We start from the raw sequence: 15658 nt of genomic DNA on the forward strand, positions 1-15658 counted from the left end.
CGACAGGCCCAGCAGCGTCGCGCAGACCGTCAGCCGTCGCACGTCCCGCCGACGCGCCCCCGCCCTCGCTGCGGGCGTCCGTGGCGCTGCTGCGCCGCCGGGACGTGCGACGGCTGACGGTCTGCGCGACGCTGCTGGGCCTGTCGACGGTGAGCGACTCCTTCGTCTACCTGCTGCTCCAGCACCGGCTCGGGGTCCCCGACCGCTGGTTCGCGCTGCTCCCCCTGGGCACCGCGGCGGCCTTCCTGCTGCTCGCGATGCCGCTGGGGCGGCTGGCCGACCGGGTGGGGCGCTGGCGGATGTTCCTGGCGGGACACCTCGCGCTGCTCGCCGCGTACGGGCTGATGCTCGCGCACGGCCCCGCGTACGCCGTCCTGCTGCTGCACGGCGCCTTCTACGCCGCCACGGACGGTGTGCTGATGGCCGCCGCCTCCACCGCCGTCCCCGACGAGTTGCGCGGTGCCGGGCTCGCCCTCGTCCAGACCGGGCAGGCCATGGCCCGCTTCGTCGCCTCCCTGGCCTTCGGCGCGGCCTGGACCGCCTGGGGCGACCGCACGGCGCTCACCGCCGCCGCGCTGGCGCTGACGGCGTGCGCGGTCTGCGCCGTGTACCTGCGTCCGGCGCCGAGCACGTGACCTTCGAGGAAAGGCCCCCCATGAACACCCGCAGCCGTCTGTTCGTGCTGCTCGCCGCCGTGGCGGCGCTGGCCGCCGTCGCCGCCGTGTCCGTGCTGCGCGCCGCCGACCGGGCGGCGGAGAAGGACCGCCCGCAGGCGGGCGGCCCCGCGGTCACGGCGGGGGCGGTGACGCTGGCGCCGGACGCGCCCCGCATGGTGTTCCGCAACATGGCGTGGGGCTCGCACCGGGACGAGCTCGCCACGGTCCCGGCCGGCCGGCCCGGGGCCGCGCGCACCGCCTCGGACGTGAAGTGCCTGCGCTTCTACGCGGCCGCGGGCACCGGCATCTGCCTGCAGTCCGTCAAGGGCGCCGTCCAGGACAGCTACCGCGCCGTCGTGCTCGACGCCCGGCTGCACGAGCTGCGCCGCTTCCCCCTCGCGGGCATCCCGACCCGGGCCCGGGTCTCGCCCAGCGGGCGCATGGTCGCCTGGACGGTGTTCGTCGGGGGCGACTCCTACGCGGGCACGAACTTCTCCACCCGCACCTCCGTCCTGGACACCCGTACCTGGACCCTCGTCAAGAACCTCGAGGACTTCCGGATCACCAAGGAGGGCCGGCCGTACCACGCCGCCGACGTCAACTTCTGGGGCGTGACCTTCTCCGACGACACCCACTTCTACGCCACCCTGGGCACCGGCGGCCGCACCTACCTCGTCCGCGGCGACGTCGCGGCCCGCTCCGTCCGCACGCTGCGCGGCAACGTCGAGTGCCCCTCGCTCTCGCCCGACGGCACCCGGCTGGTGTTCAAGAAGCGCGTCGCGGGCCTGTCCCCCGACGCGCCCTGGCGGCTGTACGTCCTGGACCTGGCCACCCTGCGCGAGACCCCGCTCGCGGAGCGGCGCAGCGTCGACGACCAGGTCGTCTGGCGCGACGACCACACGGTCGTCTACGCCCTGGCCGGGGACTTCGGCGCGGACCTGTGGACGGTGCCCGCCGACGGCACCGGAACGGCCCGCCGCATGATGACGGCGGCGCTGGCCCCCGCGTACCTCGGCTAGGGCTCGCCGCGGGGCCCCGTCCGCTCAGGTCGCCAGTGACACGTCGGTCGCCTTGACCAGCGCGACGACCGCGGCGCCCTCGGCGACGCCCAGCTCGTCGAGGGCCTCCCGGGTGATCACGGCGGTCAGCTCGCGGCCGCCCGCGAAGCCGATCCGGACGGTCGCCATGGCCTCGCCCGGCGTCACGGCGGTGACGGTCCCGGGGACCCGGTTGCGGATGCTGATGCCCTGCACCGGGGCCGTGGCGAGGGAGACCTCCGTCGCCTTGATCAGCACGGTCACCCCGCCGCCCGGGATGATGCCGAGCTCCCGCACGGCCTCGGCGGTCACGGCCGCCGTGAAGTCCGGTCCCCCGCCGTCGAGGCGCACCGTGACCACGGCCATCACCTCGCCCGGGACCACCGAGGCGACCTTGCCGTCGATCTGGTTGCGAATGCTCAGTGCCATGAGCGGCACCGTAAGCCCGCCCCCGGCGCGCCGCGCGGAACGACCCGCCGCCCGCCCCGGGCCCGGGCGGCGGTCCGGTCCCGCCGGCGGCGGCTCAGGCGGTGACCAGGTCCGCCCAGCGGGTGATACCGGCGCAGTCGGCACGTATGCCGTGCCGTGTGGAGAGGGCGCCCACGATGCCGAGGCCCCGGCCGTGCTCGTCGGGGTCGGTGGATCCCCCCGGCATGCATGGTCGGGCCGACGGGCCCGAGTCGGTCACCTCGATGTGCAGGGCGCTGCGCCCCTCGACCTCGGTCCAGCAGATGCGCAGGGACGCGGGGCCGTCGGCGTGCACGATCGCGTTCGTGGTCAGCTCCGATATCACCAGCAGCGCGTCCTCGGCCACCTCCGCGCGCAGCTCCCACTCCGCCAGCACGCCCCGTACCCTCCGGCGCACGACGGACAGGGCGCCTGGGATGTGCGACAGCGCGCAGACGTGCACGTCCTCGCGCTGCGGCATCGTCTCGGGCTGTGCCGCCATGGTGTCCTCCTCCCGGGGAGTCCTGCCGGGTGGACTCCCGGACCTGCACGAAAGCTTCCGAGACAGGACATCCCGGGTCAATGAATCGGGGTCGTCATTATCGAACGCCGCCCTCAGAGGCCGAACGACCTGCGCAAACGCGCTGATGCCCATCGTGGTCGCCGGGGATAGCATCGACGTATGGCCGGCCCGCTCCAGTCCATCGAACGGGCGGCGGCGATCCTCAGGCTCCTGGCCGGCGGTCCCCGCCGGCTCGGGCTGGGCGAAGTGGCCGGCTCGCTCGGGCTGGCGAAGGGCACCGCCCACGGCATCCTGCGCACCCTCCAGCACGTGGACTTCGTGGAGCAGGACCCGGCGACCGGGAAGTACCAGCTCGGGGCGGCCCTGCTGCACCTGGGCACCAGCTACCTGGACGTCAACGAACTGCGGTCCCGGTCGATCAACTGGGCCGACGCGCTGGCCGCCCGCAGCGGCGAGGCGGTACGCCTCGGCACCCCGCTGGAGGGCCAGGTGCTCGTCGTCCACCACGTCTTCCGGCCCGACGACAGCCTGCAGACGCTCGACGTCGGAGCCCTGCTGCCGCTGCACGCCTCCTCGCTCGGCAAGATCCTGCTGGCGTACGGTGCGGCACCGCTGGAGCCGCTGCTGAAGGAGGAACTGGAGGCGTACACCCGGCACACCCTGGTGGTCCCGGAGGACCTGACCCGGGCCCTCGCCGAGGTCCGCGAGCAGGGCTGGGCGCCGGAGGTGCAGGAGATGTCGATGGGCGAGGCCGGGGTCTCGGCGCCGATCCGCGGGTCGGGCGGCCTCGTCGTGGGCGCGATCGGCCTGTCCGGCCCGGTCGAGCGGATCTGCGACAGCAAGGGCCGCCCGCTGGCGTCCCTGGTCACGCTGCTCCGCGAGGCCGCGCGGGCGATCTCCAGAGACCTGGGCGCCGCCCGCTGGTGAGGCCCGCCCGGGCACCGGACACCCCGAGCACAGCGAACGCGTCGGAAAGCATCGGAAAGCAGGCCCCGATCATGGTTGAACGGTATGTGATGTCCATCGACCAGGGCACCACCTCCACCCGATGCATCCTGTTCGACCACCGGGGGCGCCTGGTGTCGGTGGCCCAGCGCGAGCACCAGCAGCACTTCCCCAGGCCCGGCTGGGTCGAGCACGACGCCCTGGAGATCTGGCGCAACCTCGAACGCATCGTGCCGCAGGCGCTGTCCTCCGCCGAGATCGCGGCGGAGGAGGTCGCCGCGATCGGCATCGCCAACCAGCGGGAGACGACCGTGCTGTGGGACCGGAGCACGGGCGTACCGCTGGGCCGGGCGATCGTCTGGCAGGACACCCGTACCGCGCCGCTCGTCGAGCGGCTGCGCAAGGACCCCGGCGACGACTTCTTCCTGGAGCGCTGCTGCCTGCCGCCCTCCACCTACTTCTCCGCGCCGCGGATCCGCTGGCTCTTCGACGAGGTGCGCGGGCTGGAACAGCGCGCCCGCGACGGCGAGGTGCTCTTCGGGACGATGGAGACCTGGCTGATCTGGAACCTGACGGGCGGGGTCGACGGCGGCCTGCACATCACCGACGCCACCAACGCCAGCCGCACCATGCTGATGAACATCCGCTCGCTGACCTGGGACCAGGACCTGCTGGACTTCTTCGGCGTCCCCCGCGCGATGCTCCCGGAGATCCACGCCTCCGCCGAGAACTACGGCGCGGCCCGGACGGTCCTGCCCGGGGTCCGCATCACCGCCGCCCTCGGCGACCAGCAGGCGGCGCTCTTCGGCCAGACCTGCTTCTCCCCCGGCGAGGCGAAGTGCACCTACGGGACCGGCAGTTTCCTGCTGCTCAACACCGGGACCACGATGGTCAGGTCGCGGCACGGGCTGCTCTCCACGGTCGCGTACAAGATCGACGACCAGCCGACGGTCTACGCCCTGGAGGGCTCGATCGCCGTCACCGGATCGCTGGTGCAGTGGTTCCGCGACCGCCTCGGGCTGATCAGCAGCGCCCCGGAGATCGAGACCCTCGCCCTCACCGTCGCGGACAACGGCGGCTGCTACATCGTGCCCGCCTTCTCCGGTCTCTTCGCCCCGCACTGGCGCAGCGACGCCCGGGGCGTCATCGTCGGCCTCACCTCGTACATCACCAAGGGGCATCTCGCCCGGGCCGTCCTGGAGGCCACCGGCTGGCAGACCCGCGAGGTCGTCGACGCCATGAACGCCGACTCCTCGCTCGGGCTGAAGGAACTCAAGGTCGACGGCGGCATGACCGCGGACAACCTGCTCATGCAGTTCATCGCCGACGTCCTCGACGTCCCCGTGGTCCGCCCCATGGTCGCCGAGACCGTGTCCCTGGGCGCCGCCTACGCCGCCGGTCTCGCCTCCGGCTACTGGCCGGACCTGAAGGTGCTGCGGAACAACTGGCACCGTGCCGGGCAGTGGCTGCCCGACATGGACCCGGGGCACCGCGACGCCGAGTACGAGAACTGGCAGCGCGCCGTCGAGCGCTCCATCGGCTGGATCAGACAGCCCCCGTGACCGTCGGCGTGCCCAGGCGCACCGCCCGGCCGGTCACCCGGACGCGCGGGTCCCGCGGGTCGACGCCCACGAGCAGCTCGCTCGGGCGGCCCATGTCCTCGCCCTGCCGCACGACCACCCGGGCCGCCTCCGGCACCAGGCCGAGCTCGCGCAGGTAACCGCCGAACGCCGCCGCGGCCGCGCCGGTCGCCGGGTCCTCGACGACCCCGCCCACCGGGAAGGGGTCGCGGGCGTGGAAGCGGTCCGCGGCCTCCCGCCACACCAGGTGCACCGTGGTCCACCCGTGGCGGCGCATCACACCGGCCAGGGCGTCGAAGTCGTACGCCAGGTCCGCCAGACGGGCCCGCTCCGCGGCGGCCAGCACCAGGTGGTGGACCCCTCCGAAGGCCACGTGCGGCGGCAGCGCGGGGTCCAGCTCGCCCCGCTCCCAGCCCAGCGCGGCGAGCGCGGCGTCCAGCTCGGCGTCCTCGGCCGGACGCGAGCGGGTCGGCACGCTGGTGAGCGTGGCGTGCAGCGCCCCCTCGCCGTCGCCGGCCGTCAGCACGGGGATCTCCCCCGCCGGGGTGTCGAAGACCAGCTCACCGGGGCCGATGCGCTCCGCCAGCGCGACGGCGGTCGCGACGGTCGCGTGGCCGCAGAAGTCGACCTCGGCGAGGGGGCTGAAGTAGCGCAGGGTGAACCGCCGGCGGGCGCGGTCCGCGGCCGTGACGAACGCCGTCTCGGAGTAGCCGACCTCGGCGGCGAGGGCGAGCATGCGCTCCTCGTCGAGGTCCGACGCGTCGAGGACGACGCCGGCCGGATTGCCGCCCGCGGGGTCGGAACTGAAGGCGGTGTAGCGCAGCACGTCGGTGCGGGTCCCAGATGTCATGCCGTCCACGCTGTCACACCAGGTGCCATTGGCAGAAACGATGGTTGTCCATCACCGCGATTGATGGAGCCGATCGCAGCGGTTACGGTCGAGCCGTGGACACCCGACTGCTCACCACCTTCCTCACCCTGGCGAGGACGGGGAACTTCACCGGCGCGGCCGCCGAACTGCACCTGTCGCAGTCCACCGTGACGGCGCAGATCAAGTCCCTGGAGAAGGAGCTGGGCGTACGGCTCTTCGACCGCATGCCGCGCGGCGCACAGCTCACCGGGGCCGGACGGCGCCTGATGACGGAGGCCGAGGGCGTCCTCGAAGCGGAGACGCGCCTGCGCGGCACGGCGGCCGGGGACGCCCGGTCCGGCGGGACCGTCGTCCTCGGCGCCGGGGACACGCTCTGCTCGACGCACGTGCCCCGGATCGTCGCCGCCCTGCGCCGCACCCACCCCGGCATCGACGTCCACCTCCACCCGGCGGGCAGCGACGCGGCCGTGGAGGGACTGCGGGCCGGGCGGCTCGACGTCGCCCTGCTGCTGGAGGACCAGGTCGCCCTGCCCGACATGACCGCCCACCCGCTCGCCGCCGAACCGCTGGTCCTCATCGCCGCCCCCGGTCACCCGCTGGCCGCGCTCGACCGGCCCGTCACCTGGGCGGAACTCGCCCGGGAGACCTTCTTCCTCCACGAGGAGGGCTGCTCCTACAGCGACCGCGTCGCGCGCGAACTCCTCGGCGTCCGCGACGCCCGGCCACGGCTGACCCGGTTCGGCAGCAGCGAGGCCGCCCGCACCTGCGTGGCCGCTGGCCTCGGGCTCGGCGTCCTCCCCCGCGCCACCGTCCGCACCGCCCTGCGCCAGGGCACCCTGACCGCCGTCCCCGGGCCCGGCCTCCCCGACGTGCCCGTCCAGCTCGTCCGCCGGCGCGGCCGCTGGACCTCCCCGGCGGTCCGGGCCGTCCTCGACGCGCTGACGGACCACTTCGCGCGGCACGGAAACGGGGGCTCGGCGGTCGAGTAGGTCACCGCCCCCGGCAGCGTGCGCGCCGACTTCAACGGCGGCGGGTACGGCCGTGATCACGCCCGGGCGGAGCAGTCGTGTCAGCCTTCGAGGTTCCGCTCGAACCAGTGGTGCGCGTACGGCTCGGTGCTGAACGCCTCGACTTCCACGAATCCGGCGGTCTCATAGAGGCGTCTGGCCTCCGCGAGCGTGCGGTTCGTCTCCAGTCGCAGCGTCCGCATCCCGCGGAGGACCGCCTCGTCCGCGAGTCGCTCGAGGATGCGACGGCCCAGGCCGAGGCCGCGAACGTCCGGGGACGCCCACATCCGCTTCACCTCCGCGATCCGCGTATCGGGGTGCAGCTTGAGCGCCCCGCACCCCACCGGGGAGCCCTGCGCGCTCGCCACCAGGAGCAATCCGTCCGGCAGCGTCATCTCCTCGTCGCTCGCGGAGAGGCTCTGGGCGGGGTCGAAGCCGGTGTCGAACCGCCGTCCCAACTCCTCGAAGTAGGAGCGCAGGCAGTAACGGGCGTCGGGCTCGCGCGGGTCCGTGATCCCGATCCGCACCTGGGAGGCCAGCAACAGCCGCCCGACCTCCGTCATCGCCGCCACCAAGCGCCCCCGCTGACCGTCGGTCAGCGGATCGAGGATCGACTCCGCGAGTTCGTCCGACGCGCGGTCCAGCACCGCCCGCTCCGCAACGCCGGTCCCGGTCAGACGCACCTTCCGCACCCGTCCGTCATCCGGGTCCGGGTCCGTGGTCACCAGGCCGTCCGACTCCAGCCGCCGCAGCTGCCGGCTCAGGTACCCGGAGTCCAGACCCAGCCGTGAGCGGAGGACGCGCACCTCGGATCCCTCGGGCTCGACCTCCCAGAGCAGCCGCGACAGGCCGAGTGAGCGGTCCCGCGACAGGTACTCGTCATCCAGGGCACCGACGCGCTGCGTGACCGCGCGGTTGAACCTGCGCACCGCATCGACCTGCTCCCGTTCCATTCTCTGATAGTAGTCAGAGAACTCCGGAAGGCGATGCCCGGCCTGGAGAGTCGCGCTCCTGAGCCGGTCGCCTGGCTCGGGCGTTCCGAGCTCCTCCCGTGGCGGCATGGGCATGACCGGTGACGCGAAGCCGGGACCGCCGGTCTGACGCCGATCGCCCGGACGCGTCAATCGTTCTTCAACGGCCTGTCGATGAGGCGTCAATGCCCACAAGGTTGGCTTATGCCGACATCAGCAACGTCCCAGCCATACGCCGGACGCCGGACCGTACGGTGCGCACCGAAGTCCAGGCGTCCGGCGCTCGGCCATCCGCGGCCACCGGTTCTCGGCAGGCCGCGGCAGGTCATCACACAAAGATCAGAGAAAGATCGCAGGAAGCAGGAACGTGAACCTCAAGAGCATCTTCGGCAAGATCGGCATGGCCGTGGCGGTGGGGGCGGTCGTGCTGACCGCGACGCCGTCCGCGATCGCCGACACGATCCACACCCCCACCCCCGCTCAGGCGGTCGCCAAGGCCGCGGCCCTCCCCGACTGGGATCTCGGCGACGACCACTGTGCGGACATCAAGCTCAAGTCCAAGGCCAGCAATCGCTTCGTCTCCGCCGAGGTCGACTACACCGGATACGTCTCCGGAATGCTCCGCGCTCGGTCGACCTCCGCCGGCGACTGGGAGAAGTTCTCCATCTGCCCGGGAAACGGGTTCTACACCCTCTATTCCTACAGCGCCAAGGGCTGGGTGAGCGCCGAGCAGAACTACACGGGCGCCGACGCCGGCATGCTCCGGGCGCGTTCGGGCAGCGTCGGAGCGTGGGAGAAGTTCGACGTCCGCTGCACCGACTACTGCACCCTCAAGTCCCTCGCCAACGGCAAGTACGTGACCTCCGAGCTGGCCTACACGGGCTCCGGCTACGGCATGCTCCGGGCACGCTCCACCTCCGTCGGAGATTGGGAGAAGTTCTTGATCTCCTCCTGACCGGCCGGCTGGTCATGACCACGGGCCAGGGCCGGGCGAGCTGAGGCACGACCGCACGGAAGCCGGGCAGGGGGTGAGGCGTCTCGCCCCCTGCCCGGCTGCGGCGCTTGCGGCACGCCTGTGTCATCAGTGACCGCCGGCAGCCCGGCGGGCCCCGCCAACGGGCTGTGGTCAGGAACTCTCGACGAAGCGGACGGACCACGCGTAGCCGCTCAAGCAGTCGTGCGGGACTCGTCGGACCTCTCTGACCTGGCAACCATCGTGCGCGTACTTGCGGGCGAACCGGTCCAAGCGCTGCGCCTCGGTGAGATCCTCCATGGACAGCGGCGCTCCGACGACGAGGTCTTCGTGGATGACCTCTTCCTGCGCGCCACCGTCCGAGCAGGAAGAGCAATGATGCGTTTTGGGTAGGGCCATGGGATCAGTGTCCTCCTCACCCGGCTGCCCCGACGTACACAGCGCGATGGCCGCACCGTGCCGTGCGCGGCCCGGCCGCGCGACCCCCGTACGGATCGACGGCAGTGAGCTTCCCGGATGGGTCCCTGCGGATGGGCCGGTGACGGCCCGGGTCACCTCTACGAGGTCTCGGACGGCAGTCCGGCGCCGTGGAGTCGCGCCCACGCGCGTAGCAGCCCCTCTGCCAGCCAGTGGCCGTTCATCGAAGCAATGTCCTCGGCTGTGCGGCCCTCCTCATCACGAACGGTGAAATCCACGTCGGCGATGAGCAGGTAAGCGACGCAGTCGACGTATGCCCGGCCCCTGCGCTCGGACCAGGCCCGTTCAATCTCGGCTGCAACGGCGTGGTGCAGGAGCGTCATACCCCGATGATCGGGGCGATTGCGATCGAAGAGCTTGGTCTCAACACTCGTGCGCAGGCTGTCGAGGTGTCCACGCCGCGCCGCGTCGATGGCCATGCGCCAAATGCGGTCACTTTGTCCGGCGTTCACAGTCCCTCCCAGGCAACTACCCCTGTGACCCGCAATCGCCCCGTCAATACGTGTCAGCGTTGGCCACCCCTGGGCGCCCTCGTACGGCCCACAGACGGCCCCGCCACGGTACTGGGTGTCCAGCAGCCGAGCTGATCCGCAGCCGTTCGTAGCCGTTGATGAGCGTCGGTCATTTGGCGGGTCAGACCACCGGGACAGCGCCCCCCCCCGATCTTCACAGTCATCGGTGGATGTCAGCGGCACAACTGCGGAGCCGCGGGTTGCGGGCTAGGTGGGGCGGCGGCCTTCGCGCCATTGGCGTCTCTTGTCCGCCGCGGCCCCTCCCTCAGCGGCACTCCTCCGCCACGCGGCCCGCTTCGCCGACTCGCGCCCGCAAAGGAATCCCCACAGCACAAGACTCGACGCCCCGAGGAAACGGCTGATGGTGTCGTCCTCCGAGGTCACAAACATTAGCTGCGGCACTATGAACACCAGGTACCAGACCGGATGGTTCTGCCATTTCGGTTTCTCCGCCACTCCTGCCCCCTCACAAGGCGCACACTAGCCCACGCCCAGCGTCCGCCCAGGTGAGGCAGGGACTGGACCTGCGGCAACGTCGCCCCGTCTCCACCGTTCCCCATGGCCCCCCATTCGGCACCGCCCTACGTGGCACGGCTGTGGCATGTGCCATCCCTCGATGTCCGTCATGCTGCCCCGCGCGGAGCCAGGGGGCCATACGCTGGCCGCGAATCGGGCTGGCTCCTCCCTGCCCGCAACAAGCCCGATGGGCCCCTGGTCTTACTCGACGTCGGGTCCCGGACCGGGGAGGTGGCTAAAGATCGTGTCGGCGCCCGGCGGAGCCTGAGCGGCGCCGGGTGCCTTGATGAGGTAGGGAAATCCGTAACAGTGCAGCTCAGTTGGTTGTGTGTCCGATCCCGGGGGATGCGCCGCGCTGAGACCGTTCCTCGTGCAGCAGAGCCGCGGCCTGGAGATCGTTGGTCACCATTACCTGAGCCAGCTTGGCCGCGATCGTGATCACCGGAGCCCAGTCCGGACTATCCAGATAGTTCTGGTCTGGCGCCATGTCACCGACTTGGTCTTGCACGACGGAGTAGGCCTCGCCCAGTGCTTTCATGAGCGTGACTTCCTCCTCCGTACGCAGGCTCTTGCCCAGCCATGGGGCGGGGTCGTCCGCGTTGCAGAAGTCGTCGAACAGCACGTGGATCACGTAGTCCAGATCTTCGAGCCCCTCCGGCCGCAGCCATACATCGCGCTGCCAAGACGGGCTCGCGAGCGCCAGAACCGCCGGCACAACGTGGAGTCGGAAGACTGGGAACTCAATGCCGTGGTCTGTCACGTCGCGAGCCTAGTGACGTCCTGTATCGCCAGGAAGCCTTACGCGATCGCCATGCGGCCGGCAAGCTCTGCCAAGGGTTCGGGGACTCGGTGTCCGGAGAACTGGAGGAGGTCGCGGACTGCTTCGCGGGCCAGGTGGTGGGAGTGGACTTGTTCGGGGGCCAGGGTTTCGGCACTCGAGGAGTGCGGCTGTGGCCTCGCCGACGTGTCGCCGCTGCGCGTGCGCTCGCGCCACGTCAACCAGGAAACGTGCCTGGCGCTCCGGGGACGGTCCTGAGGGGTCGACGCGCACGGTTACGTCCAGTGCCATTCCTGCGTCGCCAAGGTCGACCGCAGTGCTGACCGCGTGGATCTCGACGTTGGTCGGGGCGAACTCAGTGTCGAAGTCGTTGCGGTCGGCTCCGTTCGTGGCGGCGATGCGCCTCTGCGATGTGGGCACTGCTGTTCTTCTCGCTGCCGGGTGGTGGGGTGGTCCGCCGTACCGACTTCAACACCCGAGCCTGGAAGCCTGCACTCGCCGCCGCCGGGCTGATCCCCATCCCTGTGGACGGCGGCCGGTACGGCTACCGCGGCCACACCTACGCGGGGGTTCACGCTTCGCGTCTACACGCACTTAATGCCGAGCAGGGAGGGACGAACACGTCGGGCCGTCGACAACCTCTATGAAACCTCGGACGCCGCGCTGGACGGCCCACAGACGGCCCGGAGCGAATGAGACGACTCCGGGCCGACAGCATCGCGCTGCCGGCCCGGATCGCATCGTCCTCGGGGAACCCCGCTGACCTGCGGTTACAGGTTCGGGAGGTTCTTGCGGAGCTCGAACGCCGTGACCTCGCTCCGGTACTCCTCCCACTCCTGCTTCTTGTTGCGCAGGAAGAAGTCGAAGACGTGCTCCCCGAGCGTCTCGGCGACCAGTTCGCTGCGCTCCATGAGGGAGATGGCCTCACCGAGGTTCTGCGGGAGGGGCTGGATGCCGAGGGCGCGGCGCTCGCCGTCGGAGAGGGCCCACACGTCGTCGTCGGCGCCGGGCGGGAGTTCGTAGCCCTCCTCGATGCCCTTGAGGCCGGCGGCCAGGAGGACGGCGTAGGTGAGGTACGGGTTGGCGCCGGAGTCGATGGAGCGGACCTCGACCCGGGTGGAGCCGGTCTTGCCGGGCTTGTACATCGGGACGCGGATGAGCGCGGACCGGTTGTTGTGGCCCCAGCAGATGTACGACGGGGCCTCGCCGCCGGCGCCCGCGGTGCGGTTGGCGCCACCCCAGATGCGCTTGTACGAGTTGACCCACTGGTTGGTCACCGCGGAGATCTCGTCGGCGTGCCGCAGCAGGCCCGCGATGAAGGAGCGGCCGACCTTCGACAGCTGGTACTCGGCGCCGGACTCGTGGAAGGCGTTGCGGTCGCCCTCGAAGAGCGACAGGTGCGTGTGCATGCCGGAGCCGGGGTGCTGGCTGAAGGGCTTGGGCATGAACGTGGCGTTCACGCCCTGCTCCAGCGCGACCTGCTTCATGACCAGGCGGAAGGTCATGATGTTGTCGGCGGTGGACAGCGCGTCGGCGTAGCGCAGGTCGATCTCCTGCTGGCCGGGGGCGCCCTCGTGGTGGGAGAACTCCACCGAGATGCCCATCGACTCCAGCATCGTGATGGCCTGGCGGCGGAAGTCCTGGCCCACGTTCTGCGGGGTGTGGTCGAAGTAGCCCGAGTTGTCGGCGGGCACCGGCACGCTGCCGTCCAGCGGCAGGTTCTTCAGCAGGAAGAACTCGATCTCGGGGTGCGTGTAGAAGGTGAACCCGAGGTCGGAGGCCTTGGCCAGGGACCGCTTGAGGACGAAGCGGGGGTCGGCGTACGACGGGGAGCCGTCCGGCATGAGGATGTCGCAGAACATCCGGGCGGTGCCGGGGGCCTCGGCGCGCCACGGGAGGATCTGGAAGGTGCCGGGGTCGGGCTTGGCGATCATGTCCGACTCGTACACCCGCGCGAAGCCCTCGATCGCGGACCCGTCGAAGCCGATGCCCTCGTCGAAGGCCTGCTCCAGTTCGGCAGGCGCCACGGCGACCGACTTGAGGTAGCCCAGCACGTCGGTGAACCACAGCCGCACGAATCGGATGTCGCGCTCTTCGAGGGTACGGAGCACGAACTCCTGCTGCTTATCCATAGCTATCCAACCTCACAGGTCATGGGGGCCTGTTGTCCGTGCCGGCTCGAGCGAGGGCCAGACCAGTATCACGTCACGGGGTTACCGGTCTGTTTCGGCGGCGGCCGGGACCGCCGGACACCCCTCGCCACCATTGTGATGCACCCTTGCGATCTTGACACAGGGGGCCGACCCCGGAAAGGCCCGTCCGCCATGGCTTCCCGGGCCGAGTGCGCGACCCCACAGGCGTCGCCCACGACATCGCGTCGGTTTGACGATTACACTGGGCGGCGTGCCTCAACTTCGCCTCGCCCTGAATCAGATCGACTCCACCGTCGGCGACCTCGCCGGGAACGCGGAGTCGGTCGTGCGCTGGACCCGGCACGCGGCCGAACAGGGAGCCCACCTCGTGGCCTTCCCGGAGATGGCGCTGACCGGGTACCCCGTGGAGGACCTCGCCCTGCGCTCCTCCTTCGTCGAAGCCAGCCGTGCCGCCCTGGAGGCCCTCGCCGAGCGCCTGGCGGCCGAGGGCTTCGGAGAGCTGCCGGTGGTCGTCGGCTACCTCGACCGCAGCGAGAAGGCCCAGCCCCGCTACGGCCAGCCGGCCGGCTCACCGCGCAACGCCGCCGCCGTGCTGCACGGCGGGAAGGTCGTGCTGAAGTTCGCCAAGCACCACCTGCCGAACTACGGCGTCTTCGACGAGTTCCGCTACTTCGTGCCCGGCGACACCCTCCCGGTGATCCGGGTGCACGGGGTCGACGTCGCCCTCGCCATCTGCGAGGACCTGTGGCAGGACGGCGGCCGGGTGCCCGCCACCCGCACCGCCGGCGCCGGTCTGCTGCTCTCCGTCAACGCCTCCCCCTACGAGGTCGCCAAGGACGACACCCGCCTGGACCTGGTGCGCAAGCGCGCCCAGGAGGCCGGCTGCACCCTCGCCTACCTCGCCATGATCGGCGGGCAGGACGAGCTCGTCTTCGACGGCGACTCGATCGTCGTCTCCGAGGACGGTGCGGTGATCGCACGCGCCCCGCAGTTCGAGGAGGGCTGCGTCCTGGTCGACCTCGACCTGCCCGCCGCGGACGCCACCAAGGTGCCGGGCGGCATCGCCGACGACGGCCTGGAGATCGAGCACGTCACCCTCTCCGCCGAGCCGCTCCCCGCGTACGAGCCCGAGGTGCACGGCGGCGAGGCGCCGCGGCTGGGCGACGACGAGGAGGTCTACACCGCGCTGGTCGTCGGCCTGCGGGCGTACGTCGCCAAGAACGGCTTCCGCTCCGTGCTGATCGGCCTCTCCGGCGGCATCGACTCGGCCCTGGTCGCGGCCATCGCCTGCGACGCGGTCGGGGCGGCCAACGTCTACGGCGTCTCCATGCCGTCGCGGTACTCCTCCGACCACTCCAAGGACGACGCCGCCGAACTGGCCCGGAGGACCGGGCTCAACTTCCGCACCGTGCCGATCGCCCCGATGTTCGACGCCTACATGGGCTCCCTGGGGCTGACCGGACTGGCGGAGGAGAACCTGCAGTCCCGGCTGCGCGGCACGATGCTCATGGCCATCTCCAACCAGGAGGGGCACATCGTCCTCGCCCCGGGCAACAAGAGCGAGCTCGCGGTCGGCTACTCCACGCTGTACGGCGACTCGGTCGGCGCGTACGGGCCCATCAAGGACGTCTACAAGACGACCGTCTTCCGCCTCGCGCAGTGGCGCAACCAGGCCGCGGCGGAGCGGGGCCAGACCCCGCCCATCCCCGAGAACTCCATCTCCAAGCCGCCCAGCGCGGAGCTGCGGCCGGGCCAGGTCGACACGGACTCCCTGCCGGACTACGACGTCCTGGACCGGGTGCTGGCGATGTACGTCGACCAGGACAAGGGGCGCGACGCGATCGTCGCCGCCGGGTTCGACGGGGAGCTCGTGGCGAAGGTGCTGCGGATGGTGGACACGGCGGAGTACAAGCGGAGGCAGTATCCGCCGGGGACGAAGATCTCCGCGAAGGGGTTCGGGAAGGATCGCAGGCTCCCCATCACGAACCGCTGGCGCGAGCACGCATAGCGAGTGCCCGGGGTTGTGGTTGCGGCCCGTCGTTGTGTGCGGGTTGTTTGCGCCTGCGGCGGGCATCCCCCACCACCCGCCCGATTGCCCGGCGCGGTCAGTGCGGGCCTCGCACCGTGTGCCTGGGTCGGGGCCGCGCCGGCGCACGTCCTCAACGCTCGCGGTTTACCCCCACATCATTCCGCGCCGGGTTCGCCGCTCGTC

General features: G+C 71.2%; 15 protein-coding genes. 7 read left to right on the plus strand and 8 right to left on the minus strand.

Annotation, left to right across the window (positions count from 1 at the left end; genetic code table 11):
* Together PV350_RS35645 and PV350_RS35650 are read left to right on the plus strand one after the other, a co-directional pair.
* The coding region (locus PV350_RS35645; protein WP_500337647.1) for an MFS transporter at positions 1-635 on the plus strand (635 nt) is incomplete at its 5' end.
* A gap of 20 nt (positions 636-655) precedes the next feature.
* A complete protein-coding gene (locus tag PV350_RS35650) occupies positions 656-1675 on the plus strand; it encodes a TolB family protein (RefSeq protein ID WP_500337648.1) in 1020 nt (339 codons plus the stop codon).
* 24 nt (positions 1676-1699) lie between these two features.
* On the opposite strand, the gene PV350_RS35655 is transcribed toward PV350_RS35650, so the two are convergent.
* Together PV350_RS35655 and PV350_RS35660 are read right to left on the minus strand one after the other, a co-directional pair.
* Positions 1700-2122: a TOBE domain-containing protein gene (locus tag PV350_RS35655; protein ID WP_499511511.1), complete on the minus strand. Its 423-nt coding sequence runs from the start codon at positions 2120-2122 to the stop codon at positions 1700-1702.
* Between the two features lie 94 nt (positions 2123-2216).
* A complete protein-coding gene (locus tag PV350_RS35660; RefSeq protein WP_499511512.1) occupies positions 2217-2642 on the minus strand; it encodes an ATP-binding protein in 426 nt (141 codons plus the stop codon).
* 180 nt (positions 2643-2822) lie between these two features.
* Between PV350_RS35660 and PV350_RS35665 the strand changes: the two genes are divergently transcribed.
* Positions 2823-3590 carry an IclR family transcriptional regulator gene (locus tag PV350_RS35665; protein WP_499511513.1) on the plus strand — a complete coding sequence of 256 codons (768 nt, stop codon included), beginning with the start codon at positions 2823-2825 and terminating at the stop codon, positions 3588-3590.
* A gap of 71 nt (positions 3591-3661) precedes the next feature.
* Positions 3662-5170 (plus strand): glycerol kinase GlpK, encoded by a 1509-nt coding sequence (gene glpK / locus PV350_RS35670; RefSeq protein ID WP_499511514.1) that lies wholly within the window; start codon positions 3662-3664, stop codon positions 5168-5170.
* On the opposite strand, the gene PV350_RS35675 is transcribed toward glpK, so the two are convergent.
* Entirely contained in the window at positions 5154-6038 is an 885-nt protein-coding gene (locus PV350_RS35675) for a PhzF family phenazine biosynthesis isomerase (protein WP_499511515.1), read from the minus strand. The genes glpK and PV350_RS35675 overlap by 17 nt on opposite strands.
* 95 nt (positions 6039-6133) lie before the next feature.
* Between PV350_RS35675 and PV350_RS35680 the strand changes: the two genes are divergently transcribed.
* Complete coding sequence (locus PV350_RS35680; protein WP_499511516.1) at positions 6134-7048, plus strand: LysR family transcriptional regulator; 915 nt, start codon at positions 6134-6136, stop codon at positions 7046-7048.
* 80 nt (positions 7049-7128) lie between these two features.
* Here PV350_RS35680 and PV350_RS35685 read toward each other — a convergent pair whose 3' ends face one another.
* Positions 7129-8019, minus strand: a complete 891-nt coding sequence (locus PV350_RS35685; protein WP_500337649.1) for a bifunctional helix-turn-helix transcriptional regulator/GNAT family N-acetyltransferase — start codon at positions 8017-8019, stop codon at positions 7129-7131.
* 385 nt (positions 8020-8404) lie between these two features.
* Between PV350_RS35685 and PV350_RS35690 the strand changes: the two genes are divergently transcribed.
* A complete protein-coding gene (locus PV350_RS35690) occupies positions 8405-8992 on the plus strand; it encodes a fascin domain-containing protein (RefSeq protein ID WP_500337650.1) in 588 nt (195 codons plus the stop codon).
* Positions 8993-9163: 171 nt separating this feature from the next.
* Here the strand turns inward: PV350_RS35690 and PV350_RS35695 are convergent, their stop codons facing one another.
* The 4 genes from PV350_RS35695 to glnA2 all read right to left on the minus strand — a co-directional run bounded on the left by PV350_RS35695 (position 9164) and on the right by glnA2 (position 13425).
* Positions 9164-9409, minus strand: coding sequence for a hypothetical protein (locus tag PV350_RS35695; RefSeq protein ID WP_499511519.1), 246 nt, complete (start codon positions 9407-9409; stop codon positions 9164-9166).
* A gap of 158 nt (positions 9410-9567) precedes the next feature.
* Positions 9568-9906, minus strand: a complete 339-nt coding sequence (locus tag PV350_RS35700) for an ankyrin repeat domain-containing protein (RefSeq protein ID WP_500337651.1) — start codon at positions 9904-9906, stop codon at positions 9568-9570.
* Positions 9907-10831: 925 nt separating this feature from the next.
* On the minus strand, positions 10832-11275 hold the full coding sequence (locus tag PV350_RS35705) for an SCO4402 family protein (protein WP_500337652.1): 444 nt from the start codon (positions 11273-11275) through the stop codon (positions 10832-10834).
* 788 nt (positions 11276-12063) lie between these two features.
* Positions 12064-13425, minus strand: coding sequence for a glutamine synthetase family protein (gene glnA2 / locus PV350_RS35710; RefSeq protein WP_499511526.1), 1362 nt, complete (start codon positions 13423-13425; stop codon positions 12064-12066).
* A 271-nt stretch (positions 13426-13696) separates the two neighbouring features.
* On the opposite strand from glnA2, the gene PV350_RS35715 reads away from it, so the two are divergent.
* Positions 13697-15454 carry an NAD+ synthase gene (locus PV350_RS35715; RefSeq protein ID WP_500337653.1) on the plus strand — a complete coding sequence of 586 codons (1758 nt, stop codon included), beginning with the start codon at positions 13697-13699 and terminating at the stop codon, positions 15452-15454.
* Positions 15455-15658 lie beyond the last annotated feature (204 nt).

Source organism: Streptomyces sp. PA03-6a, assembly GCF_033792765.1.
Classification (GTDB): domain Bacteria; phylum Actinomycetota; class Actinomycetes; order Streptomycetales; family Streptomycetaceae; genus Actinacidiphila.